Annotated in this window: 21 protein-coding genes; 5 read left to right on the forward strand and 16 right to left on the reverse strand. The window is 67.9% G+C overall.

All coding sequences use genetic code 11. From position 1 onward, the window contains the following. Nucleotides 1-33 precede the first annotated feature (33 nt). Nucleotides 34-1,650 (forward strand): tannase/feruloyl esterase family alpha/beta hydrolase, encoded by a 1,617-nt coding sequence (locus tag AC069I_RS13410; RefSeq protein ID WP_478265665.1) that lies wholly within the window; start codon nt 34-36, stop codon nt 1,648-1,650. Nucleotides 1,651-1,880: 230 nt separating this feature from the next. Beyond that, on the forward strand, nt 1,881-3,758 hold the full coding sequence (locus tag AC069I_RS13415; RefSeq protein ID WP_478265522.1) for a propionyl-CoA synthetase: 1,878 nt from the start codon (nt 1,881-1,883) through the stop codon (nt 3,756-3,758). A gap of 407 nt (nt 3,759-4,165) precedes the next feature. On the opposite strand, the gene AC069I_RS13420 is transcribed toward AC069I_RS13415, so the two are convergent. From AC069I_RS13420 to AC069I_RS13485, 14 genes are all read right to left on the reverse strand, one after another. Beyond that, complete coding sequence (locus AC069I_RS13420) at nt 4,166-5,710, reverse strand: amino acid adenylation domain-containing protein (RefSeq protein ID WP_478265523.1); 1,545 nt, start codon at nt 5,708-5,710, stop codon at nt 4,166-4,168. Next, a complete protein-coding gene (locus tag AC069I_RS13425) occupies nt 5,707-6,828 on the reverse strand; it encodes an acyl-CoA dehydrogenase family protein (RefSeq protein WP_478265524.1) in 1,122 nt (373 codons plus the stop codon). Before AC069I_RS13425 ends, AC069I_RS13420 begins: the two co-directional genes overlap by 4 nt. Continuing rightward, nucleotides 6,821-8,005, reverse strand: coding sequence for an acyl-CoA dehydrogenase family protein (locus AC069I_RS13430; RefSeq protein WP_478265525.1), 1,185 nt, complete (start codon nt 8,003-8,005; stop codon nt 6,821-6,823). The genes AC069I_RS13425 and AC069I_RS13430 overlap by 8 nt, the downstream gene beginning before the upstream one ends. After that, nucleotides 8,002-8,256, reverse strand: a complete 255-nt coding sequence (locus AC069I_RS13435; protein ID WP_340686950.1) for an acyl carrier protein — start codon at nt 8,254-8,256, stop codon at nt 8,002-8,004. Before AC069I_RS13435 ends, AC069I_RS13430 begins: the two co-directional genes overlap by 4 nt. A 3-nt stretch (nt 8,257-8,259) precedes the next feature. Next, complete coding sequence (locus AC069I_RS13440; RefSeq protein WP_478225449.1) at nt 8,260-9,567, reverse strand: type III PLP-dependent enzyme domain-containing protein; 1,308 nt, start codon at nt 9,565-9,567, stop codon at nt 8,260-8,262. Further along, a complete protein-coding gene (locus AC069I_RS13445; RefSeq protein WP_478265526.1) occupies nt 9,560-11,068 on the reverse strand; it encodes a class I adenylate-forming enzyme family protein in 1,509 nt (502 codons plus the stop codon). The genes AC069I_RS13440 and AC069I_RS13445 overlap by 8 nt, the downstream gene beginning before the upstream one ends. Then, nucleotides 11,065-12,171, reverse strand: coding sequence for an acyl carrier protein (locus tag AC069I_RS13450; RefSeq protein ID WP_478265527.1), 1,107 nt, complete (start codon nt 12,169-12,171; stop codon nt 11,065-11,067). Before AC069I_RS13450 ends, AC069I_RS13445 begins: the two co-directional genes overlap by 4 nt. Next, entirely contained in the window at nt 12,171-12,371 is a 201-nt protein-coding gene (locus AC069I_RS13455; RefSeq protein ID WP_478265528.1) for a hypothetical protein, read from the reverse strand. Before AC069I_RS13455 ends, AC069I_RS13450 begins: the two co-directional genes overlap by 1 nt. Nucleotides 12,372-12,894: 523 nt before the next feature. After that, entirely contained in the window at nt 12,895-13,614 is a 720-nt protein-coding gene (locus tag AC069I_RS13460; protein WP_478225445.1) for a dihydrofolate reductase family protein, read from the reverse strand. 71 nt (nt 13,615-13,685) lie between these two features. Next, nucleotides 13,686-15,248: a GMC family oxidoreductase gene (locus AC069I_RS13465; RefSeq protein ID WP_478265529.1), complete on the reverse strand. Its 1,563-nt coding sequence runs from the start codon at nt 15,246-15,248 to the stop codon at nt 13,686-13,688. 39 nt (nt 15,249-15,287) lie between these two features. Beyond that, entirely contained in the window at nt 15,288-16,670 is a 1,383-nt protein-coding gene (locus AC069I_RS13470; protein WP_478225443.1) for an aminotransferase family protein, read from the reverse strand. Nucleotides 16,671-16,883: 213 nt separating this feature from the next. Then, a complete protein-coding gene (gene rfbH, locus AC069I_RS13475) occupies nt 16,884-18,200 on the reverse strand; it encodes a lipopolysaccharide biosynthesis protein RfbH (protein WP_478225442.1) in 1,317 nt (438 codons plus the stop codon). A gap of 43 nt (nt 18,201-18,243) precedes the next feature. Beyond that, on the reverse strand, nt 18,244-19,428 hold the full coding sequence (locus AC069I_RS13480; RefSeq protein WP_478265530.1) for a macrolide family glycosyltransferase: 1,185 nt from the start codon (nt 19,426-19,428) through the stop codon (nt 18,244-18,246). 256 nt (nt 19,429-19,684) lie between these two features. After that, nucleotides 19,685-20,899: an acyltransferase family protein gene (locus AC069I_RS13485; protein ID WP_340686940.1), complete on the reverse strand. Its 1,215-nt coding sequence runs from the start codon at nt 20,897-20,899 to the stop codon at nt 19,685-19,687. 328 nt (nt 20,900-21,227) lie between these two features. Here AC069I_RS13485 and AC069I_RS13490 point away from each other — a divergent pair, with 328 nt between their 5' ends. Next, nucleotides 21,228-21,992 (forward strand): thioesterase II family protein, encoded by a 765-nt coding sequence (locus AC069I_RS13490; RefSeq protein ID WP_478265531.1) that lies wholly within the window; start codon nt 21,228-21,230, stop codon nt 21,990-21,992. 27 nt (nt 21,993-22,019) lie between these two features. Here AC069I_RS13490 and AC069I_RS13495 read toward each other — a convergent pair whose 3' ends face one another. After that, nucleotides 22,020-22,163, reverse strand: a complete 144-nt coding sequence (locus tag AC069I_RS13495) for a hypothetical protein (protein ID WP_478265532.1) — start codon at nt 22,161-22,163, stop codon at nt 22,020-22,022. Nucleotides 22,164-22,219: 56 nt separating this feature from the next. Here AC069I_RS13495 and AC069I_RS13500 point away from each other — a divergent pair, with 56 nt between their 5' ends. Both AC069I_RS13500 and AC069I_RS13505 read left to right on the forward strand, forming a co-directional pair. Then, nucleotides 22,220-23,455 (forward strand): acyltransferase family protein, encoded by a 1,236-nt coding sequence (locus tag AC069I_RS13500; protein ID WP_478265666.1) that lies wholly within the window; start codon nt 22,220-22,222, stop codon nt 23,453-23,455. Beyond that, complete coding sequence (locus tag AC069I_RS13505; protein ID WP_478225437.1) at nt 23,452-24,642, forward strand: ABC transporter substrate-binding protein; 1,191 nt, start codon at nt 23,452-23,454, stop codon at nt 24,640-24,642. Before AC069I_RS13500 ends, AC069I_RS13505 begins: the two co-directional genes overlap by 4 nt. Nucleotides 24,643-24,663: 21 nt before the next feature. On the opposite strand, the gene AC069I_RS13510 is transcribed toward AC069I_RS13505, so the two are convergent. Next, on the reverse strand, nt 24,664-25,098 hold the full coding sequence (locus tag AC069I_RS13510; protein WP_340686936.1) for a VOC family protein: 435 nt from the start codon (nt 25,096-25,098) through the stop codon (nt 24,664-24,666). Nucleotides 25,099-25,215 lie beyond the last annotated feature (117 nt).

Consider the following 25,215-nt stretch of genomic DNA (forward strand, 5'->3'; position numbering starts at 1 on the left):
AGGGAACTGGGCAGAGACATGCGACGGTTGGCAATACTCAGCGTAGCGATGCTTATCACGACAGGCTTGATACCGATACCGGCGGCGGCAGCCGACGTAGCGACACTCCGCCCTGTGCGGGCCTGCGCCGAACTCGTGCGCACCTACGACCTGCCGGGCGCGGTCACCCACGTCACGGCGGCCACGGTCGTGCCGGCGACGGCGACCGAACCCGAGAACTGCGACGTCCGCGGTTATGTCGAACCTGCCGTGAGATTCCAGCTCAGGCTGCCCATCACGACCTACGCCGGCCGGTACGTGCAAGTCGGCTGCGGCGGCTTCTGCGGCGGCGTCACCGCCCCGCCATTCACGGACTGCGGGCTCCCGCATGGCGGTGACGTCGCGGTCGCGTCCACCGACGGCGGCCACGTCGGCACCACCCCGCTCGTGTTCGACGACGGGAAATGGGCGGAGAACAACCAAACCGCCCGTGACGACTTCGCCTTCCGCGCACCCCACGTGGTGTCCCTCGCCTCGAAGCGGGTCATCACCGCCTTCTATGGCGCCCCGCCAAGGAAGTCGTACTTCAGTGGCTGCGGTCGTGAGGGACTCCTGCTGGCGCAGCGCTACCCCCACGACTTCGACGGCATCGTCTCCGGCGCCCCGGCAGGCCTCTGGGGGCCGCTCTTCGGCGTCTACCAGACCTGGCTGGCCAAAGTGAACACCGGCGCCGACGGAAAACCGATCCTGACCGCCGGCAAACTCCCCGCACTGCACGCCGCCGCGGTCGCCTCCTGCGACCGGTCCGACGGCCTCGCCGACGGAGCCATCGACGACCCGCGCGCCTGCCGCTTCAACCCGGCATCCCTCACCTGCCCGCCGGGCACGGACAACGCCGGCTGTCTCACCACCGCACAGGTCGAGGCCACCAAGAGGCTCTACGCGCCGCCGACCGACGAGCGCGGCCGGAAGCTGTACCCGGCCGGTCAGGCCGTCGGCTCCGAACTCGCCTGGTACGGCTGGATCATCCCGGCCCCGGAACTCGGCGGCGTCTCGTACGCGTACGCGCTCGCCGACAACTACCTCAGGTACATGGCCTACCCGAACGGGACACCGCACTCGTCGGTCGAGAAGTTCACCTTCACCGCCCGTGAATTCGACCGCCTCGCCCCCGAAGGCATCCGCTCCAACGCGATGTCGACCGACCTGCGCGAATTCCGCCGCTCCGGCGGGAAACTCGTCCTCTGGCAAGGCTGGGCGGACCAGGCGATCCCGGCGCCCGGCACCACCGACTACTACCAGCGGCTGACCCGCGCCTCCGGCGGTCCCGCCGCGACACAGAGCTGGGCCCGGTTGTTCATGGTCCCCGGTTTCTACCACTGTTACCACGGCGACAAACTCACCGAGTACGACCCACTACGCGAGCTCGTCGCCTGGGTCGAACGCGGCGCCTCACCCGACCGCACCATCGCCACCGGCCGCGACGCCGACGGCAAGGTGTTCCGCACCCGCCCTGTGTTCCCGTACCCGCTCCGCGCGAAGTACACCGGAACCGGAAGCATCGACGACGCGGCCAACTTCGTCCCGGCACCGCCGTCGAAACCGGTACGCGACATCGTCAACTGGGCGGGGAACGACCTCTATGGCCTGTCCGGACCGGTCGCACCGTGATCCCGGCCAGTCCTAATCGGACACTCGACCGTTTCCGCCGGGAGAATCGCCCCATACTTTCGCGGTCACACCGGTTCGCCGGAGCAATCACGGAGACGTCCGCACGGATCGGGGAACCGTAACGTTTTCACCGGAGAACCGACCGGCCGGTGCGAAGGGGCAGGTCGTGAGTGACGGTAGAGCGCCCTGCCAGTTACGAGGGCCAGCCGATCAAAAGGAGAGCCGGAACCATGGGCACGTATACCGAAACCTACCGTCGCAGCCTGGAAGATGCGGATGGCTTCTGGCTCGAAGCCGCCAAAGCGATCGACTGGACCCGCCCCCCGACCAAGGCACTGGACGACGCGAACGCGCCGATGTACCGCTGGTTTTCCGACGGCGAGCTGAACACCTCGTTCAACACACTCGACCGGCATGTCAACGCGGGCCACGGTGACCGGACGGCGTTGATCTGGGATTCGCCCGTCACCGGCTCCACCAGGCGGTACACCTACGCCGAACTGCTGGACGAAGTCGCGCGATTCGCCGGAGCCCTCGCCTCGCTCGGGGTCGCGAAGGGCGACCGCGTGCTCGTCTACCTGCCGGTGGTGCCCGAGGCCGTCATCGCCATGCTCGCCTGCGCGCGGCTCGGCGCGGTGCACTCTGTGGTGTTCGGCGGATTCGCGCCCAAGGAGCTGGCGGCGCGGATCGACGACGCCAAGCCGAAGGTGATCGTGGCGGCCTCGTGCGGGATCGAACCGACCAGGACCGTCGAGTACCAGCCGATCATCGACGCGGCTCTCGGAGTCACCTCGCATCAACCGGATCACGTCGTCTATCTTCAACGTGAGCGCGCTCGCGCCGAACTCGGCGAACGGGACCTCGACTGGACGGACGTCATCCGGGACGCGTCGCCGGCGGATCCCGTGCCGGTCGCCGCGACCGATCCGCTGTACATCCTGTACACCTCCGGCACGACGGGTAAGCCGAAGGGCGTCGTGCGCGACACCGGCGGCCACGCGGTCGCGCTGGCCTGGTCGATGGGCGCGGTCTACGACATCCACCCCGGCGACGTCTGGTGGGCGGCCTCGGACGTCGGCTGGGTCGTCGGGCATTCTTACATCGTCTACGCGCCACTGCTGATCGGCGCCACGACCGTTCTGTACGAGGGGAAACCGGTCGGTACGCCCGATGCGGGCGCCTTCTGGCGGGTGATCGCCGAGCACGGGGTCAACGCGCTGTTCGCCGCACCGACCGCATTGCGGGCCATCAAGAAAATTGATCCGGACGCGACCGAACTGGCCAAATACGATATTTCACGATTCCGGACCTTGTTCATGGCAGGCGAACGGCTCGATCCGGAGACTTATCACTGGGCCAGCGGGAAACTGGGCATTCCGGTCATCGATCACTGGTGGCAGACCGAGACCGGCTGGCCCATCGCGGCGAATCCGCGCGGTCTCGAACCCATGCCGGTCAAGGCCGGTTCTTCGACGAAACCCGTGCCAGGCTGGGACGTGCGCATTCTGGACCGGGCCGGTGGACAGCTCCCCGCCGGCGAAGAGGGCGCAATTGTGATCACCCTGCCGCTGCCGCCGGGCTCACTGCCAACGCTGTGGGGCGCCGACGAGCGGTACCGTGAGGAATACCTCTCACAGCATCCCGGTTATTACCTCACCGGCGACTCCGGGTACATCGACGAGGACGGGTACCTGTTCGTAATGGGCCGGACGGATGACGTCATCAACGTCGCAGGTCACCGGCTGTCGACCGGCTCGATCGAAGCGGTGCTCGCCTCTCACCCGGCCGTGGCGGAATGCGCCGTGATCGGCATCAAAGACCAGCTCAAAGGCCAGTTGCCCCGGGGATTCGTGGTCCTGAAAACCGGAGCCGACATCGATGACAGCACGCTGAGCAGTGAATTGGTCGCTCTGGTACGACAGGATATCGGGCCGTTCGCCGCCTTCCGCGATGTGTCCATTGTGGAGGCATTACCGAAGACGCGATCGGGGAAGATCTTACGGAAAACCATGCGTGGTATCGCGGATGGGCGTACCGACCCGGTGCCTCCGACGATCGAGGATCCGGCCGTTCTCGAGGCGCTGCGCGCTGTCCTCTGTGGATCTTGAGCCGCACTGCCCCGTGGCGGTGGCGAGTAGGTACGTAATGGCCCCTTCCCTCGACTGGAGTATCAGGGCGTATCTGGTCACTTATTGAGGGGTAAGGCAAACGTGTCTCGTGCCGGCGGTACGTCCGTGAAGGGCTCCTTCCCTACCTTCAGGGTAGGCAAGGAGGCCTTCACGGCCGGCCGCGACGTGACAAGGGAGACCGCCACGCCATAGTTGACCTACCCATCAAATAGTGGTCACCATCGGAAGTCCTCCGGCCCCCGGAGGACTTCCGATGGTGACCAGCCGAGGGAAGCAGAGCCCTTCACCGACCGGAAAGAGCATCGGTACCGCAAGGGGTCGGGTCGTGAGTGGCGTTTCGACCCGGTGTCCCGACCCTCGCCCGTCACCTATACCCAGAAGGCGCCTCAGTCGCCCGCGGCGAGGCTGGCGGCCAATGCGGCTCGATCCACTTTGCCGTTCGGGTTGAGCGGCAGCCGATCGAATGCCGTCACACCACGCGGCACCATGTAGTTGGGCAGCCTCGTCCTCAGGCAGGCGAGGAGTACCTCGGCATCCTGTGCGACGCCGGTGTATGCGGCTTCGAGGTCCAACTCACCGTTCAAGCCGGCCACGGCGACGACGAACGCGTCTCGCACGCCTGGTTGCGCCCGGAGAGCTGCTTCGATCTCGCCGAGCTCCACTCGGTAGCCGCGGATTTTGATCTGGTGGTCGAGCCGGCCGTAGTGGACGAGCTGGCCGTCCTCGACTCGTACCCTGTCTCCAGTGCGGTACCAGTGCTGTTCGGTCAAGGGCGCCGAGCCGTCGTAAACGCCGGCGCGTTCACCGTCGAGCGTGACGAACCGGCCGACGTTCTCGGCGGGGTCCAGGTAACCCGGGAACCGTTGCGGCCCGCGCACGCACAGTTCGCCGTCCTCCGAGCGCCTCCCGTCGTCACCGACGATCAAGGTCTCCAGTGCCGGGTAAATGGTTCCGATGGGGACGGTGCCGTTTGCCGTGCGCGGCCATCGCCCTGCCTGTTCCGGCAGGCGGTATCCGGCACAGGTGATAGTCACTTCGGTGGGGCCGTAGCTGTTCTCCAACGCGCTGTCCGGAGCCGCGGCCTGCCACGCCTCCGCCTGGCTCGTGGTCAGCGCCTCGCCGCAGAACACGCTCCACCGCAAGGTCGGCATGCTGCCGGGAGCGAGGCCACGCAGCCGCATCGCGAACGAAACCACGGAGGGCACCGAGCACCAATGCGTCAAGCGCGCCCGATTCACGAACCGCACCGGCGCGAGAATGTCGTTGCCGCTGGGCACCACCAACGTCGCACCCGAGCCCCACGCGAGGAACATGTCGCGCACGGACGGGTCGAAGGTGAGGTCGAAGATCTGCGAGACCCGCGCGCCCGGACCCAAGCCGTACAAGGGGATCACGTAGTCGAGATAGGCGGAAACGTTGCGGTGCTGAATCGGCACACCTTTCGGCGTCCCTGTGGAACCCGAGGTGAAGAGGATATAAGCGAGCTCCTCCGGACCGGCCGTCGAGCTGGGCAGGACGGGGTCAGCGCCCGCACGGAACGTGTCCAACCGGGGGTCGGCCCACACGACGGGCACCGGCAAATCGTCATACCCAGGCGTGTCCTTCTGCGCCAGCACCAGGTCAAGGCGGGCCGCTCGGGTGATCGCGGCATTACGGGCCGCCGGGAACGCCGGGTTCAAGGGAACGACCGTGGCGCCGAGCCGTAGCGCCGCGAGATATCCCGCGTAGGCCAGCGGGCAGCGCGCGGCCAGCAGCCCGATCCTCGCCGGCGCACCGCCATGCTCGGCGATCAGCACCCCGGCCAGCCCGCTGGCCAAGGCGTCGAGTTCGGTATAGCTGAACCGTTCGCCTGCCACCTCCAAGGCAGTCAGGTCACCGAACTCCGCCACGGTGGCGGTGAACCAGTCATCGAGAGTACGGGCGTCGTTCATCGAGATCCCTCCTTGGCTGTCTCCGCCAGCAGCATGTCCGCTGAGTCCGCGACCGCGGACAACACGACCTCGGTCGCCCCGCCTCCGATCCCGAAGACCGCGGCCTGGGCGCGAAGCCACTGCGCGCCGCCGGTCGCGAATCCGTCGGCTCCTTGCAGCTGGGCGCATTCCGCCAGCACCCGTTCGACGGTCATCCCCGCGCCGGCCTTCAGCAACGCGGCGGCCGCGGTGTCGTGCCTGCTCGCCACCCGGTCACCGAGTTCCTGGCACAGCGCGTGCAATTGCCGCACCGCCACCACGCACGTGGCAAACCGCTGCCGAATGCTGTCGTGTCGCCACAGCGGCTCATCGGACCGCGCGGGGTCCTCGAGCCTTGTCTTCGTGGCGGCCAGCGCGCGCCGGCACAGCGCGACCGCCCACAAGGCACCGGCGAGCCGTTCCACTGCGATCTGGCGGGCGAAGGCGGCCAGTCCCCGGCCTGGCCTGCCGACCAGGTGCTCACGGGGCAACCGCACGTTTTCGAAGGTCAGCTGACCGACGCCGGCGCCCGCGAACAGTTCGGTGTCCGCGCGACGCGCTGTCACCCCAGCGGCCGAAGCCGGTACGAGGACCCATGTGAAGTTGGTGAAGTGCCGTCCTGGGCGGTGGCGGGCCAGCACCAGGATCTGGTCGGCCTGGGTGGCGTTGGTGATCCAGCGCTTCCCGCCGTTGAGCACCAGCTCGCGGTCGCCGATGGTCACCTCGCTGCCGAGCGCGGTCAGGTCCGATCCGGCGGTGGTGTCCGTGGCGGCCAATGCGGTCACCGAGTTCCCGGCGAGCGCGTCCGCCAGCGCCGCTTCGGACGGGCCTGAGCCGGTGGCGAGCAGCGGCACAGCGGTGGCCAGCTGGACGCACAGCGACAGAGTGGCCCCCACGCTCGCCTGGGCGTCCACTTCGGACAGCAGGTGGCCGATGCCCGCGGGATCCACGCCAAGGGCCGGATCGCCGCCCCGATACGCCGAGCGCAGAGCGCCGGCCGCGCCAAGCGCGGCCCAGATCTCGGGCCCGCCGCCGTTCAGCGCGGCCCAGCTCTCGGGCCCGCCGGTCGGCGCGTCACACGTGTAGGGCGACTCAGGCAAGGCGAACCTCCGGGTCGAGCAGGGCCAATCGGCCGTCCGCGAGCCGCAGCCGGTCGTTGCTGTAGTTCAGCGCCGCGGACCGCAGGTCGCGCAACGCCCGCTCCAGGCCGGTTGGCGAGCCCTTCAAGTAGCCGTGCTGCAGGCCGACCGCGTCGATCAGGTCCTCCACCACGGCGTGGCACTGCTCGGCGGCGGTGATCTTCAGCGTGTTCAGCATGAGCTGGTTGCGCGGCCGCGACAGGTCGTCCGCCTCCTCCACCATGTGCGCGGTCCGCCGCAGCAGGGCGTGCACGGCGTCCACCCGCTGCCGTGCCGAACCGAGCCTGCTCAGCAACAGCTCGGAGTCGAGGTTGAACCGCTGACGGCTCTCCTTGGCACGCAACAGGGTCAACACCCGCGACAGCGCGCCGCAGGCGGTGCCGAGCCAGCTCGCCGACCAGCCGAGATGGGCCAGCGGCGCGAAGACCTCGGACGCGATCCGGGGGAACCCGCCGTGCTCTCCGACGATCTGGTGGCCGGGCATCCGTCCGTCCAGCCGCAGCGGCGCGCTGTGGCTGGCGCGCATCCCCATCGGCTGCCAGTCGCCGGACGCGGTCAGCTGGAGCTGATCCCGATGCGCGTACACGAGCGAGATCTGGTTGGGCGACACGGCGCCCGGGCTGCGCATGGTGACGAGGAAGCCGTCCGCGTGCGTCCCGCCGGTCACGATCGGCGCGAACCGATCGACGACCAGCTCGCCGTCGGAGACGTCGAGCTCGGCTTGGGCGGTGCGCAGGTGGCCGCCCTTGCCTGCCTCAGTGGTCACCGACGCCAGGTACACCCGGCCCGCCGCGATCTCGGGCAGCAGCTCCTCGCGCAGTCGAGCGCCCGCGTGCCCCGCCACCGCGGCGACCTGCTGGCAGTGCATCGCGAAGATCATCGCCGCGGACATGTCGGCGCGCCCGAGCTGGATGGCGACGTCCAGCAGGTCGGTGATGCCGCCACCGAGGCCGCCGTACTCACTGGGAACCAGCAGCCCTAGCAGTCCGGTTGCCCGCATCTCGGCCAACGCCTCCACCGGGAACGTCGCTTCCCGGTCGTGGCGCGCGGCGTGCTCGGCAGCCACCCCGGCCACGCGGCCGGCGCAGGCAGTGGTGCTCTCCGGCGCCGGTTCGGCCAGGGCCATCGCGTCGCTCATGCCGCTCGCGCGCCGGGCGTGCCGATCGCGGCCTGCACCGCCCCCCACAGGCTGCCGGCGGTGGTGAAGGTGGCGTCGGTGAGGTCTTCGTCGGGAAGTGAGACGTCGAAGACGTCCTCAATGGCGAACAAAAGCTCGATGGACTGCATTGAGTCCAGCCCGAGGTCCCACAGCCTCGACTCAGGGGTGATCTCCCGTCCGTCCAGGAACTTCAGGAATCGGGTGAGCAGCTCGGTGAATCGCTGGTCCATGGATCATTCCTTTCCTGTGGCACCATGGCGAACCGGGGCGCGCGTGAGGTGTAGGCGGGAGGCGTCGACAACCGGCGAGCCGGGCAGGTCGCTGTCGATGACGATCTCCGCCGGGGCGGGGTGGCCGAGGAAGGCCAGCAGGCTCGCGTACAGGCCGTAGGCCCCGGTGTTGGGGACCGCCAGCAGATCTCCCGGCGCGAGCCTTGGCAGCGGGATGCTGCGCGCCCAGGTGTCCAGAGGAGTGCACAACGGGCCGACGACCGTAGCTTCGGCTGTGTCGGCAGGACCGGACGCGTGGCCGACGGTGAGCAGGTGGGGCACCAAGGGCGGCAGCCTGCGCAGGCCGGACATGCCACCGAGGTGGTTGATGCCCGACTCGAGGACGACGATCTCCCTGCCGTGTGACCGTTTTGTGTCGAGCACGGCCGTAACGAGCGTGCCCGCCGTGCCGACCAGGTAGCGGCCCGACTCGAACACGATCGCCGGGTGCCCGGCACGCCAGCCGGGCACGCCGTCGTCGAACAGGTCCTCCAGCCGTTCGCGCAGCCCGTCGAACTCGACGGCGGCGCCTGCCCGCGCGAACGGGGCGCCGAAACCGCCGCCGAGGTCGAGCACCTTGATCGCGGCCCCAGCCGCCTCCAGCTCCGCGACCAGGCGCCCCGCGGTACGCAGTGAGTGGCCGAACTGGGCGACGAGGTCCTCGGTGGCGACCAGGTTCGTGCCCATGTAGAGGTGCAGTCCCACCACTGACGCGTTCGGCCGGCCCGCGAAACGCGCGGGCTCGTCGAGCACCCACCCGGTGTCCGCTCCGAACTGGGACGGCACGCCGGTCATCGCCAGCCGCTGGCCGGGCGTCGGCTGGTCGTCGTTGATCCGCAGGATGCACTGCGCCTTCACGCCGAGACCCGCGGCGATCCTGTCCAGCTGGTCCAACGCCGCCGGCGAATCCACCGAGAACTCCCGGACACCCGACCGCAGGGCGGCCGCCACGTCGGCGTCCCGCTTACCAGGCCCGGTGTACAGGGCATCCGCGGCAGGCCAGCCCGCGTCGAGCGTCGCGTCCAGCTCACCCGGCGAGCACACCTCGGGCCTCGCCCCGGCTTTCCGCAGCTCACGCAGGAGCTCCGGGTGGGGGTTCGCCTTGAGCGAGTAGTAGAGGCCGGACCCCTCGGGCAGCGCGGCCCGCAGCCGGCGCGCATTGCGCCGCACTTCGGCCAAGTCGTAAACGTAGGCAGGGGTGCCCACCTCGTGAAGCGCTTCCTGGAGCGCGGGAGACAGGGTGATCTGCTGGTCCAGCACCGCCTCAGACATGCCGCGCCTCCCTGAGCAGGTTGGCCAGTCCTTCGCGGTCGACCTTTCCGTTGCGGGACAAGGGAAGTTCGTCGATGATCACGCAGCGGCGAGGGATCTTGAACTCTTCGATCTCATCCCGCATGCCGGCCAGCACCTGCTCGGCCGTCACCGTGCCGGTCGCCACCAGCGCGGCCGGCTCCCCCTCACTCGGCGGCAACACCGCGGCCGACGCGCAGCCAGGCACCCTGCGCGCGGCGGCCTCCACCTCGGTCGCGCTGACCCGGAAGCCACGCTCCTTGTAGATGTCGTCCCGGCGGCCCGCGAAGTAGAGGTAGCCGTCCTTGTCCAGCCAGCCGTAGTCTCCGGTGCGCAGTTCCGGGAACAACCCGTTGGCCTTGGGGAACCGTTGTTCGGTCAGTTCGGGCCTCCGCCAGTAGCCGGCCATCACGTTCGGCCCGCGCACGACGATCTCGCCGACCTCCCCTGTCCGCAGGCGCCGACCTGACCCGTCCACGACGAACACCTCGGTTCCCGGCAGCGCACGACCGGACGATCCCGGGCGGACCAGGTCTTCGTCCTGGGGCATGATGGTGGCCCGTTTGCACTCGGTGAGCCCGAACATCAGCTGCGCCCGCAGGCCGGGGATCGCCGCTCGCAAAGCGGTAAGCGCCTCTGACGGCATCGCCGCGCCTGTGTTGGTGACGAGCCGCAAGGCCGGGGTGGGACCGCCCCTGGCCAGCAGCCGGGCCAACGCCTCCGCCACCGCCGGCACCGCCGGCAGGACGGTCGCGCCGGCGCGCACGAGGTTGCGCGCCAACGCGGGCCCGACTTCCGCCGGCTGCCCCAGCCAGACGTGCGCCCCGCTGGCCGCGCCAAGGAACAGTTGGTAGAGCCCGTAGTCGAAGGACAATGGCAGCGGCGAATACACCACGTCGTCGTCTCGATAGGACAGTTGCGATTGGATGGCGAGCACCGCGAAGACGGCCTGCTGGTGTGTGCTGACGACGGCCTTGGGCAGCGAGGTGGTGCCCGAGGTGTAGATCAGGCACACCGGGTCCACCGGGAGCGGATCGTGACCGGCGGGCGGGGCCCAGGACCGCGGTTCGCCGGTGAACCCGACGTCGGCCAGAGCCGCGGTGTCGATCGCGTCGATCGCCTTGGCTCGTGCGTCGTCGACCACCGATCGGTCGGCGCCGACGACCAGCGCGGGCTCGGAGTCGTCGAGCACGTGCGCCAGGGGTCGTCCGCGCACCTGCTCGTGCAAGAGGGTGAACACCACCCCCACGCGCGCCGCCGCATACAGCAGCGCGGGAGTCAGCGGGGTGGAGCCTGCCACCACGACCATCCGGTCGCCGCGCCGCAGGCCCCGGTCCGCGAGCCAGCGGGCGAGCCGGTGGCTCGCACCCGCCAGTTCGGCGTGGGTCAGGGTGGTCCCATCGCTGGTCACCGCCGGCCGGTCGGGCCATCGGGCGGCGGCGGCGTCCAGCAGGTGCGCCAGCAAAGTGGGCTGAGGGTTCACGCGGCTTCTCCCATGGCACCGATCGATCCGGCGGCCAACCGGCATAGGCCGTCGAGGTGGTGAAGGTTCTCCGGCAGGAGGTCGTCCGGATCGAACTCCACGCCGAGCCGGTCTTCGAGACGTGCCACGACCGCGACCAACCGCATGGAGTCGAACCCCGGCAACAGGGTGAGTTCCGGCTCGGCCAGCACCCGCTCGGTTCTTGTGCCGAGCACCGCGGCCACGATCCCGGCCACCGTGTCGCGCATCTGCACCGGCGAGGTGCCGCAGGCGAACACTTCCCGGTCCGCGGCCAGTGCCTGCCCCAACCGGCCCAGCAACCCGGCAGGCTCCCGGCGCCCCCGCTCCACCCGGCGCGCCGCCAGGTACGCCTGCTCGGCCAGCAGGTCCCATCCGCGCAGGTGCTCCTCGACCTCGCCGGTGGCCGGTGTGCCCGATCGGGCCAGGAACCCGGCGTGCAGCCGGCGGGACCGGACCAGCAGCCAGGTCTCCAGGGTGAGCTGGCGCAGCGCCGCCACCCGGTCGGCGTGCCGGGCGTAGGCGTCCAGGTAGTGGTCGGGGTCGGCTATGTCGACGACCGGGGTGGCCGACGGCACGGTCGCGGTGGGCGTCAGTGCCACCACGTGGTCGGCGGTGGGGAGCTCGGCCCAGTCCACCTCCCAGCGGCCAGGCACGGCAGTGCCCCACGGCGTCAGGTTCCGGTAGGCGTCGGTGATCATGGCGCCGTCCGGGCCGCTGCCGACCAAGAAGCTGTGTTCCAGGTGCAGCTGCCCGTAATACGGCGTCCATGGCAGATCGTGAGCGTCGGCCACCACGTAAAGCTCGCCGTGCTGGGAACTCAAGTCGGCGAGCCGCACCGGGGTGACATGCTGCCATTGAGCCTTCACCAGGAGACCAAGGAACCGCTCCGCGTCGGTGAGATGGCCTGCGAGACTCGGCTCGACGGTCGGCAGCCCGCCCGTGCCGGCGGTGGGCCGGAACCGCAGGGCGGCTCCCAGCGCCAGATGGGTGCCCGAGCCGTGGTGCCGGTCGGCGAGGACCGCGAGGTTGGCCTGAAGACAGTCCAACAACTGCGCGTGGACCGCGATTTCCGTCGAGGTCATCAGGCCCGCCGCCCCACGGCCACTTCACCGTGGACCGGTGCGAGGCCCGCCACCACGGCGACACCGTGTGCCGACAGCGCGGTCAGGAACTCCAGGGGCCGGCGCCACCGCCTGGGCACGCCGCCAAGAAGCGGCACCCTCACCGGCGCCTCGCCGACGGTGCAGGAGGACGACGATGGGCTTTCCGTCACGAGCGTCATGTCCACTCCCAAATCTCAGCGTTTCAGGTCGCGGGCGCCGGCCGGGACCTGGCCACCGGCATCGGGGAAGGTAGAACTCCCAAGCGCACGAAGCGGTGGATATCGCAGTCATTCAATGGACTTCCAAGCTCCGGACCCGCACAGTCGAGCCTGTCCGGCTGTAACTGATTCTTCTGACCCCCGCCGGGGGCGTCTACTCCTCGAAAGCCTCCGAATCCGGCAGCGCGGCCACGGCCATGGGCGCGACAGGTCGTCAAGAGAAATTTCGTGCCGAGAATGCAGCCGATTCGGTCTGATCTCGAAGAGATGATCGGCGCGCGAAGGCCGGGGGTCTTGCCCCGGTGGACGCCTGCTACGGAGAGTTCTCCAGCGACGAGGATAACGAGGCACTCGGCGCCGCGACGGAGCAGCCGGAGCTATACGTTGGTGACCGGTGAACGGCGACGGAAGAGCGGACGCCGACGATACCGAAACGAGCGGTATCGCCCGGCGTCCGATTTATTCGAAAGTGCGGACTCTTCGCTTATTTCTTGATCCCGTAACGCAGGAGTACCACGCCGTTTTCGAACGAGGTGCCCTCGAGCAGCTCCAGGTCTTGCCGATCCTCGAAAACGCGCGTTCCCTTACCGCGTGACGCTGGGCAGACCCGCATCTGGACTTCGTCGACAAGGCCGTCGTCCAGCAAGGAGCGCATGAGTGTCAAGCTCCCCCACAGCCAGATGTCCTTGCCGCTCTGCCCCTTGAGCTCCCGGATGGTGGCGGCCGGGTCGCGCGTCACGGTCGCGGCGGAAAAGTCGCCCCATGGGGCGTCATCCAGCTTCGACGAAGCGACGAACTTGGTGAGGTTGTTGAGTTTCTCGCCGTACTTTCCCTGCTCCTCGGCGTAGGGCCAGTACCCCTTGGTCTGGTTGTAGGTGTTAGCGCCGAGGATCATCGTGTCGACCGAGTCGATGAAACCCATCACGCTGTCCTTGAAGGCACTTTGGGTGTTGTCGTCGAACGGTTCGCCTGCCACGAAGCTCAGACCGCCGTCTTCTTCGGCGGCGATGTTGTCGACGGTAACCCACTGCTGAACTATGAGTTTTCGCATAGCTCCGACTATAGCAGCGCTCATTTCTCCTACAAATCGGGATTGAATCCGATTTCTCGCGATACCGGGAAACCGGTTCAGCGGCGGCAATCCGGCATTGTCAGGCCTGGCGATCACCGAGCGCATCTCCTGTCGTGCGGTCTTCGCAGCCACGCAAGGAGGGCCGTGAGTGGCGATTCGTATTCCATGAAATAACCGAATCGCCACTCACGGCCCGCCCGGGCTTACGCCGCCTTCGCTCGGCTGACCGCGCCCGCGATGATGTCGGCCGCGCGCTCACCGATCATGATCGCCGTGGCGTTCGGGGCACCACGCCCGACCTTCGGCATGATCGAGACGTCGGCGACCCGCAGGCCGTCGATCCCCTTGACACGCAGTTGCTCGTCGACGACCGTGCCGAGCGCGCACGTCCCGGACGCGTGGAAGATCGCGTGCGTCCGACGGCGGACGAAGGCGCGCACGTCGGCGTCGGAGTCCGACTCGGGCGCCTGGTAGTACGTCTCCGTGTACGGCGCCATCGGTGCCTGCCTTGCGATCTCCATGCCGATCTTGACACCGTCGACCGCGGTCTGCAGGTCATCGGGGTCGGCGTAGTAGTTGTGCTCGATCTTCGGCTTGGTGGTCGGGTCGGCCGCGATCAGCGAGACGTGGCCGCGGCTGCGCGGGGTGAGCATGATCGGGCCGTACGTGATCGCGTGTGCGGTGGGCATGCTCAAGCCGCTGTCGGGAAACATCAGCGGACCGGCGAAGAACACCACATCGGGGGCGTCGAGACCGGGACGCGTCCGGACGAAACCGCCGCACTCCGGGCCGTTCGACGTCAGTGGTCCGACGCCATCCTCCTCGAACTGCCGATGCGCCTCCGGCGTGTGCGCGATCAGCAGGCTGACCGGCTGCGAGTGCGAGAAGATCATCGGCACGAACGCGTGGTCCTGCAGGTTCTGCCCGACGTGCGGCTGGTCGAGGATGACGTCGAGGCCGAGCATGCTCAGCTCGTCGGCCGGGCCGATCCCCGACAGCATCAGCAGCTTCGGCGAGTTGTACGCGCCGGCGCTGAGAATGACCTCCCGCTCGGCGCGGATGGTCACCGGCTCGTCGAAGCGCTCCCCGACGATGCCGACGGCACGGCCGTTCTCGATCAGGACCTTGTGCACCTCGACGTTGGTCTTCACCGTCAGGTTCGGCCGATCCGAGGAGGGGTGCAGGTAGCCCTGCGCGGTGCTCCAGCGCCTGCCGTTCCGCTGGGTCAACTGGAAATAGCCGAAGCCGTCCAGGTCACCGGCGTTGAAGTCGTCGTTGAACGGATGGCCTGCCTCGATCGCGGCCTCGACGAGCGCCTTCGACATCGGATTGTTCGACCGGCCATCCGAGACGCTCATCGGGCCGCCGGCGCCGTGGAACTCGGACGCGCCGCGCTCGTTGTCCTCGGACCGCTTGAAGTACGGCAGGAGCTCGTCGTAACTCCAGCCCGGCTGGTTCCAGCCGTCGTAGTCACTCTTGTGGCCTCGAATGTAAAGCATCGCGTTGATCGAACTGGTCCCGCCGAGCACCTTGCCGCGCGGCAGGAAGATCCGGCGGTTGCCCAGTTCGGGCTCCTCCGCCGAGTCGTAGTCCCAGTCGACCTTGGTCCGGAACAGGTCGCCGAACATCGCCGGGATGTGGATGTTCTCGACCGTGTCCTGGCCGCCCGCCTCGACCACGCACACCTTGACGTCGGGGTCCTCGCTCAGCCGGGCCGCGAGCGCACTGCCCGCCGAGCCCGCGCCGACGATCACATAGTCATACATTCTTCGTTCTCCTGATTCAGGCAGCCGAAGGACAGTGGGCTACTGGCGGGGTGCGAGGGTGCCGTCCGCGGACAGCCGCGACACCACGTCGACGACCGCTGCCGTCGCACGGGCCGTCTCCTCCTGGCTGATGACGAGCGGCGGGGCGAGCACGAGGTTGTGACCGTAGGGCCGCGCGATCACGCCGTGCTGCTTGCGGATTTCGAACGCCGCCTTCTCGCAGACTTGCCACTCGACCGGCTGCGTGGTCTGCGGGTCGGCGATGAGTTCGAGGCAGGCGAGCGAACCTTCGACACGGAGGTCGCCGACCAGCGGCACGTCCTTCACCGGCGCCAGCCCGGCCTTCAGCCAGTCCGCGATCAGGCCGGCCTTGAGGATCAGGCCCTCCTTCTCGATGATTTCCAGCGTCGCCAGGCCCAGCGCGCAGGCGACCGGGTGACCCTGGAACGTGTAGCCGTGGAAGAAGCCGCTCTCGCCGATCACGACGTCAGCGATCTCGTCGGTCATCAGGGTCGCGCCGAGCGGGGCGTACCCGCCGGCGATTCCCTTCGCCGCGGTGATCATGTCCGGCTTCATCCCGAGCCGGTCCGACTCGAACCAGGCGCCGGTGCGGCCGAACGCGGTCACGACCTCGTCGGCGATCAGCAGGATCCCGTTCTTGGAAAGGACTTCGCGCACGCGCGGCCAGTAGCCCTCCGGCGGCGCGAGCACACCGCCGCCCGCCATGATGGGTTCACCGATGAAGGCGGAGATGTTGTCGGCGCCGATGCGCTCGATCGTCTGCTCCAGTTCGCGCACAAGGAAGTCAGTCGCGTTCTCGCCGCCATACAGGAACTGGCCGCGGTACGTCGTGGCGGGCGAGAGGTGCTCGAAGTTCGGCAGGTTCGGCCCGACGCCGTACTGCATCGGGGGAAAGCCGGTCGCGGTGCCCGCACCGTAGGTCGCGCCGTGGAACGCGTACTGTCGCGAAAGGATCCACGTCTTTTCGGGACGGCCACTGCGGAAGTGGAACAGGCGCGCGGACTTGATCGCCGTCTCGACGGCTTCGGAGCCACCGCTGGAGAACGCGACCCGGTTGATCCCCTCGGGGGCGAGCTCGGCGAGGCGCGCGGCGAGCATGATGGCCTTGTCGTTGGAGAACTCGAGCAGGCTGGTGAAGAACTCCAGCTCGGTCATCTGCTTCGCGGCGACCTCGGCGAGGTCTTCGCGGCCGTGACCGATCGGCGAGTGCCACACGCCGCCACCTGCCGCGTCGAGCAGTTCGTTGCCTTCGGAGTCCCAGACCGTGCAGCCCTTGCCACGCACGATGATGACGCGGTCGGCGATGTCGCCGCGGTGCATCGAGCGAATCAGGTGGCGCCGGTCAAGTGCTTCGAGCTCGGCAGGGGTCAAGCAGGACGGAAGCGGTCCGGTTGTCGTCACGAGTGTTCTCCTAATACGAATGGCTTCGATGAAAGATCTCGAGCGGTAAGTGATCGTTTCCGGCCAGTCATCCTGCTTCAGAGGCCCCAGGCGCAGACCCCGATGCTCCGGCCAGCGCTGGATCGAGCTGTCCTTGTTCAGAACTCATGGTGTTCCAGCGCCGAGCCCGCGCACCACTTCGAGGTTGCGGACCAGCCGGAGGGAACGGGGACGTCAGGCAACGTCTCGGCCCCTGTTCTCGGCGAAGGATCGGATCGACGCGGCGATGTAGTCGATCATCTCGGCGGTCAGCCCTGGGTAGACCCCGACCCAGAAGGAGCGCTCGGTGATGATGTCACTGTTGGTGAGCTCCCCGACGACGCGATAGTGCACATCCTGGTAGGCGGGGTGCCGGGTGAGGTTGCCCGCGAACAGGTGACGGGTGCCGATCTTGCGTTCCTCGAGGAACCGGATCAGCTCCGGCCTGCCGAAGGGGGCGTCCGCGGTGAGGGTGAGCACGAAGCCGAACCAACTCGGGGTGCTGCCCGGGGTCGCCGAGGGCAGCAGCAGGTAGGGCGTTCCCTCCAACGCCGCCCGCAACCGGGCCCAATTCTCCCGTCGGACCGAGGTGAACCAGTCGAGCTTGTCGAGCTGGGAGAGACCGAGCGAGGCCTGGATATCGGTGGACTTGAGGTTGAAACCGACGTGGGAGTAGACGTACTTGTGGTCATAGCCGGCGGGCAACGTGCCCTTCTGCTGCACGAATCGCTTGCAGCAGGTGTCGCTCGCGCCCGGCGCGCACCAGCAGTCACGGCCCCAGTCCCGCAGCGACTCTACGATCTTGGCGAGCAGGGGCCTGGACGTCAGCACACAGCCACCCTCGCCCATCGTGAGATGGTGCGCGGGGTAGAAGCTCGTAGTCGCGAGGTCGCCGAAAGTCCCCGTCGGCCTGCCGTCATAGAGCGAGCCGACGGCGTCGCAGTTGTCCTCGAGCAGGAACAGGTCGTGCTCACGGGCCAGCGACGCGATCTCGGCGGCCGGGAAGGGGTTGCCCAGCGTATGTGCCAGCGCGATCCCCCGCGTCCGCGGGCCGATGGCCGCCGCCACCTGTTCCACCGTCGCGTTGTAAGTCTCCAGGTCGACGTCGACGAACACCGGAACCAAGCCGTTCTGCACCACTGGGTTCACCGTGGTCGGGAAGCCGGCGGCGACGGTGATGACCTCGTCCCCCGGCCGCAGGCGACGCTTTCCGAGCAACGGCGAGGTAAGGGCCGTGATCCCCAGCAGGTTGGCCGAAGACCCCGAGTTGGTCAGCAGCGCCTTGCGGACCCCGATGCGGCGCGCGAACGCCGACTCGAACTCCCGCGCCGAGCGCCCATGCGCGATCCGCAGGTCGAGAGCCGCCTCGACCAGCGCGGTGCGGTCGGCGGCATCCAGCACCGCGCCCGCGGGCCAGATCTCGGTATGCCCCGGAACGAACGGTCGGGACGTGCTGACATCGGCGTGGTATTTGGCCACGTCGTCTAATAGTTTTTCCTTGCGGTCGCTCATGAACGTCCTCCCGGTCGGGCAGGTAGCCAGCTGGCAGCGCGGTTCAGCCTCGGTACGCCTCGAGTGCGTCCGCCCCCGCCTTCGCCCCACCGCAGTCGGCGATGAGCTGCTGGTATCGCTTGACGCCGAGACGGATCTCCTCGTCGTGCGGGATCTGTTCGACGGCGTTCCGCAGCGTCTCGGCGTCCAGGGTGACGGGGTCGAGGCATCGGGCCAGGCCCACAGCCTCGGCACGCCGCGCGATCAGCTTGCACATCGGCACCGGTGGCACGATCACCATCGGGACGCCGCATGTCGTGGCATCCATAAGAGTCTTGATCCCCGTGTGCGACACGACCGCCGAGGCATTTCGCAAGACGTCGAGCTGCGGGAAATGCGGACGCACCTCGAAGTTCGATGGAATGGGACCGAGTTCGGCGACATCCAGCTTGTGCGCGGCCATCGCAATCTCCCAATCGAGATCACCGAACGCTTCGAAACAAGTGCGGTAGAATTGAGGATTGTTGTTGAACAGCGTGCCGAACGAAATGAACAACAATTCCGCATCGGGGTTCCTCGGCGCCCACTTCCCGATCTGCACACGGCTGTTGTCCAGCGGCCCGATGAACTGGAACCGCTCATCGAACGTCTCGGCCTTGTACTGGAAATCCTTGGGAATCAGCACAAGATTCAGATCAGCGGGCGCGGTTCCGTCGAGGGCGTCGTCCTTCCACGTCACGCCATACCTCGCCGCGATCTCCTCCATCGCCGCGAGGTAGCGGTGCCACGGCCACCCAGGGTCCTGCGAACTCCAATCCTCCTCGATCGCGATGGCGTCACGCATCCCGAGGTCCTCGTTGAACGCGAAATGGGGCACCAACGCCGCCGACGGCACGTCGAGAATCTTCGCCAGGATCCGCCCGACCTCGGTGGTCAGGTCGTAGCACAGCACATCGGGCGGGTCCTGCGTGAACTCGCGCAAAAGGATCGGAAGGCTCTCCCCGACGCCAGTGGACAGCGCGCTCAGCATCCCGTCGACACGTTCGTCGTTCGCCCCCTCCGGCCAGTACATGGGGGGCACCCGGGCCGGGATGGTGATGACCTTCGCACCGGCGGCCGTGACCGCGGGTACGCACTCCGGGCCCGTCGCGTAAGTGACGCGGTGGCCACGAGAAAGTAACTCCGGGACCAGCGGAAGCATCGGGTTGACGTGACCATGAGCTGGTTGGACGACAATGGCGACATGCATGGGTATAGACCCCCGTGCTAGGAGTGCCGACGCGGAATCTCGCGATGGTCGATGTGGGCTGACGGCTCCGATCCGGACCGCCGGATCGGAGCCTGTCCATTGTCCGGCCCGCTACCGCTCTCGCTCGTCTCCTGAACTGCGGCCCCGGAACTGCCGCCTCCGGGCCGGAGAACGGATCGAGGTGGCTCGGTGTCGCCATGTCACGGTGCCGGTACCGCTGCCCGGCGGGCCTCTTCGCCCGCCGGGCAGCGGTCTGTCAGGCCGCGGCACGCCCAGGGCGTTCGGGCTCGCCGTCGTCGGACCGCACGGTGTCCTCGCCGCCCACCGTGACGGGCCGCAGGCCGGGGCCGGTGCGCCGCGAGCGCCCCCAGCGCCGCATCGCGGGCCGCTCGACGGTGACGAACAACAGCCGGGCCACGAGCAGCGAGACGACGAACATGCCAAGCAGGAAGAGGATCCCCGGCACCGTGCCCATCTTCGCGCCGGCCAGTGACCCGTTCCCGGCCACGTAGAGCGCGAACAACAGCAACGGCAGGTGCACCAGGTAGAACGCGTAGGTGGTCTCGCCTGCCCAAAGGGCGGGGCGGCTCTCCAGCAACCCCGGCCGGCGCGGGTCGCGCGTGGCCGCCGCGCCGATCAGCAGCGCCGCCGGGAAGGCCCACATTCCCGAGTACCCGTAGATGGGCGGCAGGAAAAGCGTGGCGACGTAGACAACCGTGGTGAAGGCCATCGCCCACCCGACACCGATCTTCAAGAACCGACCCTCCTGCACCAGGCGCGCGGTGAGCATGCCGATCACGAAGTCGGGCAACCGGGTGACGGGAAAGAACAGGAGCGCCTTGTGCTGCAGCCAGGTGCCGCTGGGGAAGGCGGGGCTGGGCGGGCCGCTCGGGAGGATCGCGCCGACCACGATCGTGATGGCGAGGACGAGCAGCCCGGTGGCCACCCACCAGTGCCACACTCGGTTGTGCCGGATCCGCCGCACCAGCATGTAGAACAGCGGGAACAGGGCGTAGAAGAAGATCTCGACCCCCAGCGTCCACGTCGGGGGGTTGGGGGATTGCGACGCGAAACCGAAGTCCCAGACCCAAGCCTGCAGCAGGAACAGGTAATTGAACAGGAGCGGGAAGAGCCCGATCCCCGCGACCAGCAACGTCACGACGAGCGCCGGGACGAACACCACGAGGTGGCTCGGGATGATCCTCATGAAGCGTCGGCGGTAGAAGTCGCGCCACCGGACCCCCGCCCCGGTCGACCAAGTGAGAACGAAACCGCTGAGCACGAAGAACAACGACACACCGAAGTGCCCGGCATTGATGCCGATGAAGATGAAGCCGCCCGCGAGGGCAACGCTCGCGAACGGCGCCAGGTACGCGGCGTGGGTGATGAAAACCAGCAAGGCGCCGAAGAACCGGAGGCTCGTCAGCGCCGGGCGCGCGCCCCCGCGCACCTCGATCGATTCCTGAGTCACGCAGATCACTCCCGATGTCGTGGGATCACGTCCGTCCGCGGGCGCGTCGCTCGAGGACACCCGGCATCGGCTCACGTGGACGGAGCCGACTATCCCGCAGACGCGACAGCGAGCACGTCTCGTCACATGCGGTATCGGCCCGCCGGCAGCCTTCCTCACGCCATGCTCAGCACAGAGCACGCCGGAAGGCGTCCGGTGTCTCACCACCGACCATGCTGGCCGGCAAGGACATGTCACCCGGTTCACCGTCGACGTCGTCGATCCGCGGGACGCACCGACCGGCGACGCGAGCTCGTCTTGTGACCGCCGAGTGGGCAGGAGGCCAACGATGATGAACGCGCGCACGACCGGCCGATGGCTCATCCGGGGCCCAGCGCGGCCCGGCCGGCCACGGCTGTTCTGTTTCCCGCACGGCGGAGGTGCCGCGGCGGAATTCGTCCGTTGGTCACGCCTTCTTCCCGACGTCGAGATCAGCGCCGTCGAACTGCCCGGTCGCGGTTCCCGCCTTTCCGAACCCGTACTGACGCGAATGGACGAACTGGTCGCCGAGGTGGTCGGCATCATGCCTGCCGGCGCGCCGTACGCGATGTTCGGACACAGCTTTGGCGCACTGGTGGCCTACGAAGTCACCAGGGAACTGCGCCGCGCCGGGCGCAGGCTGCCGGACCACCTGATCGTCTCCGGCTTCCCGGCACCCTCGATACCGCGCACCGAGCCGTCCATCCACCACCTGCCCGAAGACGACCTCCTCAACGAGGTGGGCAGGCGACACGGCGGCCTGTCCAGCGAGATTCTGGCCGATCCCGAGCGGAAGACCAGGGTCGCCCGATACCTTCGGGCCGACTACCAGATCCTGGAAACCTACGAATGGCGCGCCGACACCCCGTTGCCCGTGCCGCTGACCGTGTTCGGCGGCAGCGAAGACGCGATCGGCGCCGATGCGCTGTGCGCATGGCAACGACACGTGACCGGTGAGATCGGCGTTCGCTGTTTCCCCGGCGATCACTTCTATTTCCGGCAGCACAAGGAGACGGTGCTGCGCGCCCTGGCCGGCGTCGTGCGGACGACCGCCCCCGCGGACCGGGCGGCCTGAGCGAGGCGGTACCGCAGGTGAAGGGGATCAGCGCATTCGCTTGACCTCACGCACCCGCTGCGCCCACACCCGGATCCGCGAATCCTTGCCCGCCAACGACTCCCGCACCACCACCCCGATGGCCGCAAGCACGGAGACGTCCATCCGGATCGTGGAACCGTACGGTTCCACCAGAGAATCAGCCGACCAGCGCGAAGGAGTAGGTCGTGAGTGACAGCAACGGCGACATGGCGAGGCTTGTGCCAGTCAGCCCCGGCTCCGGTAGTGCGACAACACAGCCGTCGAAGACGCTGGACTCGTTGACAGGGATACGTTTTGTCGCCGCCCTTATGACGTTCCTCTTCCACATCACCGTTCTGGTCAACCCGCTCGATTTCAGCTGGCCGGCGATCAGCCCGTTCGCCGACACCGCCCTCGCGGAGTCGATTTACTGGTTCTTCGGCTACAGCGGCTACATCGGACTCTCCTTTTTCTTCGTACTCAGTGGATTCGTGATCACCTGGTCGGCAAAGCCCGGTACGTCGGCGCGAGCGTTCATCCGCCGCAGGCTGGTGAAGGTCTTCCCCAACCACCTGGTCATGTGGGCGGCGGTGATGCTGTTGTTCGCCGGCGGCGTCGTCAGCTGGCAGGTGTGGCTGCCCAACCTCTTCCTGGTGCAGTCGTGGTTCCCGACCTACACGATCAGCCAGTCCATGAACGTGCCGGCCTGGTCGCTGTGCGCCGAGCTGCTCTTCTACCTGTCCTTCCCCTTCCTCGTGAAGCCGCTCTTCCGGCTGTCCTCACGCGGGTTGTGGATCGGGGCGGCGGCGATGGTCGTCGGCCTCGGGTTGTACCAGCTGGCCGTCTCCACCTTCATCCCCGGCCCGGCCGCCGGTTCCGGGGTGCCCATGTCCGACACGCAGTACTGGCTCGCCTATCTCTTCCCGGTCGGGCGCATCTTCGAGTTCCTGCTCGGCATGTTCCTTGCTCGCATCGTCATCACGGGACAGTGGCCGGCCCGGCTCGGCCCGCTGGTCGCGACACTGATCATGGCGGTCGGCTACGCCGCCACCTTGTTCGTACCGGTGCAGTTGGCACTCAACCTGATCACCCTCGCCCCGATCGGTATCGTGGTGGCCGCCTTCGCCAACGCGGACCTGCGGGGAACGCGAACCCTTGTCCGCGGCAAGCGCATGGTCTTCCTCGGGAAGATCTCCTTCGGTTTCTACATGTGCCAGGCTGTGACGGTCTTCTACTTCCGGGCCGTGACGGGCGGTCCGAAGTACGACCTGGCGGGCGCCCTGCTGCTCTCGCTCGGCATGTTCGCCATGACCCTGCTCGGTGGATGGCTCCTGTTCCGGTTCGTGGAGACACCCATGATGCGCCGGTTCGGCCGCAAGCCGGGCGAGCCCAAGGCGCCGGTTCAGCCGCGCAGCGCCGATCTGAAGTCTCTTGACGCGAGCGAGGAACGTAGCGCGGCATGAGTATCGAGCCAGCGAACCGGGAGGACCACAGAGTCGAGGTCTTCGCATGGGCGACCGACGACGATCCCGAGAGGGCCATCGAGAAGGCCGCGGTCGACTCCCTCGCAGGGGTGTTCGCCCAACGGTGTCCCGAACGGGAATTCGTCAATCCTGTCCTCGCCAGAGGTGGGCAGGCGGACCCGGTAGCGGCACTCCGGTCCCGGTTGCGGGAAAACGACCCGCCGGACAGTTTCCAAGTGCATCCCGGCGGGGAACTGATGGACTACATCGACGCCGGACAACTCGCGGATCTCAACGACCAGTTCGCGCAGTGGGGTCTGATCGATGTCCTGCCAAAGGGTCTGCTTGACGCCATCACCGTGAACGGGAGCATCTACTGTGTGCCCGCGGGTATCCACCGCTTGTTGCTGTGGAGCAACCTGGAGGTGCTGGCAAAGGCTGGACTCACTGACCAGCCCACGACCCTCGACGAGTTCATCCACCACCTGGACGTGCTCCGCGCCTCCGGCGTCGATCACCCGCTCGCGCTCGGCGCGAATTGGACCCAGCTTGAACTTCTCGAGGGGCTTCTGCTCGCCGAACTCGGACCCGAACGGTTCGAGGCGCTGTGGACCGCGAAGGCCGACTGGTCCAAAGGTGACGTCACCGGGGTGCTTGACGACTACAAGAGGCTGCTGTCGTACTCGAACCCGGACCGCGACGACTTGCACTGGACCGAGGCGGCGAAGCTGTTGAGCAGCGGCAGAGCCGGCTACCTGTTCATGGGCGACTGGGTCGTCGGCGAGTTGGAGCGCAACGGGTTCACGGATTATTCGTACCAGCCGTTCCCGGGTGCCGACGGGACCTTCCAGTGGCTCGGCGACGCATTCGTCCAGCCCGAGAACGCCCCCAACGCGGCGGGAGCGAACGACTGGCTGAAGACCGTGGCCAGCCTCGAGGGTCAGCTGGCCTTCAACACCAGGAAGGGGTCCATTCCCGCTCGCGGTGACGCACGCCCCGCCGACTATCCGGCATACCAGCGGGCGGCGATCGCGGACTTCAAGCGGCTGAGGCTTGTCCCGTCGTGTGCGCACGGCTCGGCATGCACACCTGCCGAGACGGTCGCGGTCATCTCCGCGGTCGGCAGCTTCTCCTCGACAGGCAGCGTCGCGGACTTGCAGGCCGCCATCGCGGCCTGCATCCGGTGACGCCGGCACTCGGCGTGTTGTTCAGAGCTCCTCGACCAGCCCGATGATGATGCCTCCGGGGCCGCGGATGTAGCAGAACCGGCAGTAGTCCTCGTACTGCGCCACCTCGCCAACGAGTTCGGCGCCGTGGGCGCGCAGGCGGCCGAGGAGGTCGTCGATGGCGTCGACGGCGAACGTGAGGCGAGAGATGCCCGGGGTGTTCGGCTGCATCCTCGGCCCGGCACCGGTGGCCACCGGCGTGCGAAAGGCCGACAGTTCGACCCGGCTGTGGCCGTCCGGGGTCCGCACGAAGGCGATGTCCGCTCGGACGTCGTCAAGCCCGAGGATCTGGTCCACCCATTTACCCTCGACCACCGACTCGCCCTCCAGTTCCAGGCCGAGTTCGACGAAGAACGCGATAGCGGCCGCGAGATCCTCGACCACAATGCCGGCGTGATCCATCCGGTAGATCGTCATGCCACGCAGTGTAAGTGTCTGTTGGTGAACCCGCGTCCGCTATCGCGTCGGCAGGGCGCGACCTGGTCAAACCTCGCACGTTGACGACAAGGGCGCCCTGCCACCGCGATAGCGGGC

Source organism: Amycolatopsis sp. NPDC043885 (assembly GCF_056435685.1).

Excerpts from the sequence above, each read along its gene's own strand:
- AC069I_RS13415 (WP_478265522.1), top strand. The coding sequence starts at position 1,881 with ATGGGCACGTATACCGAAACCTACCGTCGCAGCCTGGAAGATGCGGAT.
- AC069I_RS13420 (WP_478265523.1), bottom strand. The coding sequence starts at position 5,710 with ATGAACGACGCCCGTACTCTCGATGACTGGTTCACCGCCACCGTGGCG.
- AC069I_RS13430 (WP_478265525.1), bottom strand. The coding sequence starts at position 8,005 with ATGAGCGACGCGATGGCCCTGGCCGAACCGGCGCCGGAGAGCACCACT.
- AC069I_RS13435 (WP_340686950.1), bottom strand. The coding sequence starts at position 8,256 with ATGGACCAGCGATTCACCGAGCTGCTCACCCGATTCCTGAAGTTCCTG.
- AC069I_RS13440 (WP_478225449.1), bottom strand. The coding sequence starts at position 9,567 with ATGTCTGAGGCGGTGCTGGACCAGCAGATCACCCTGTCTCCCGCGCTC.
- AC069I_RS13450 (WP_478265527.1), bottom strand. The coding sequence starts at position 12,171 with ATGACCTCGACGGAAATCGCGGTCCACGCGCAGTTGTTGGACTGTCTT.
- AC069I_RS13455 (WP_478265528.1), bottom strand. The coding sequence starts at position 12,371 with ATGACGCTCGTGACGGAAAGCCCATCGTCGTCCTCCTGCACCGTCGGC.
- AC069I_RS13465 (WP_478265529.1), bottom strand. The coding sequence starts at position 15,248 with ATGTATGACTATGTGATCGTCGGCGCGGGCTCGGCGGGCAGTGCGCTC.
- rfbH (WP_478225442.1), bottom strand. The coding sequence starts at position 18,200 with ATGAGCGACCGCAAGGAAAAACTATTAGACGACGTGGCCAAATACCAC.
- AC069I_RS13480 (WP_478265530.1), bottom strand. The coding sequence starts at position 19,428 with ATGCATGTCGCCATTGTCGTCCAACCAGCTCATGGTCACGTCAACCCG.
- AC069I_RS13490 (WP_478265531.1), top strand. The coding sequence starts at position 21,228 with ATGATGAACGCGCGCACGACCGGCCGATGGCTCATCCGGGGCCCAGCG.
- AC069I_RS13500 (WP_478265666.1), top strand. The coding sequence starts at position 22,220 with ATGGCGAGGCTTGTGCCAGTCAGCCCCGGCTCCGGTAGTGCGACAACA.
- AC069I_RS13505 (WP_478225437.1), top strand. The coding sequence starts at position 23,452 with ATGAGTATCGAGCCAGCGAACCGGGAGGACCACAGAGTCGAGGTCTTC.
- AC069I_RS13510 (WP_340686936.1), bottom strand. The coding sequence starts at position 25,098 with ATGACGATCTACCGGATGGATCACGCCGGCATTGTGGTCGAGGATCTC.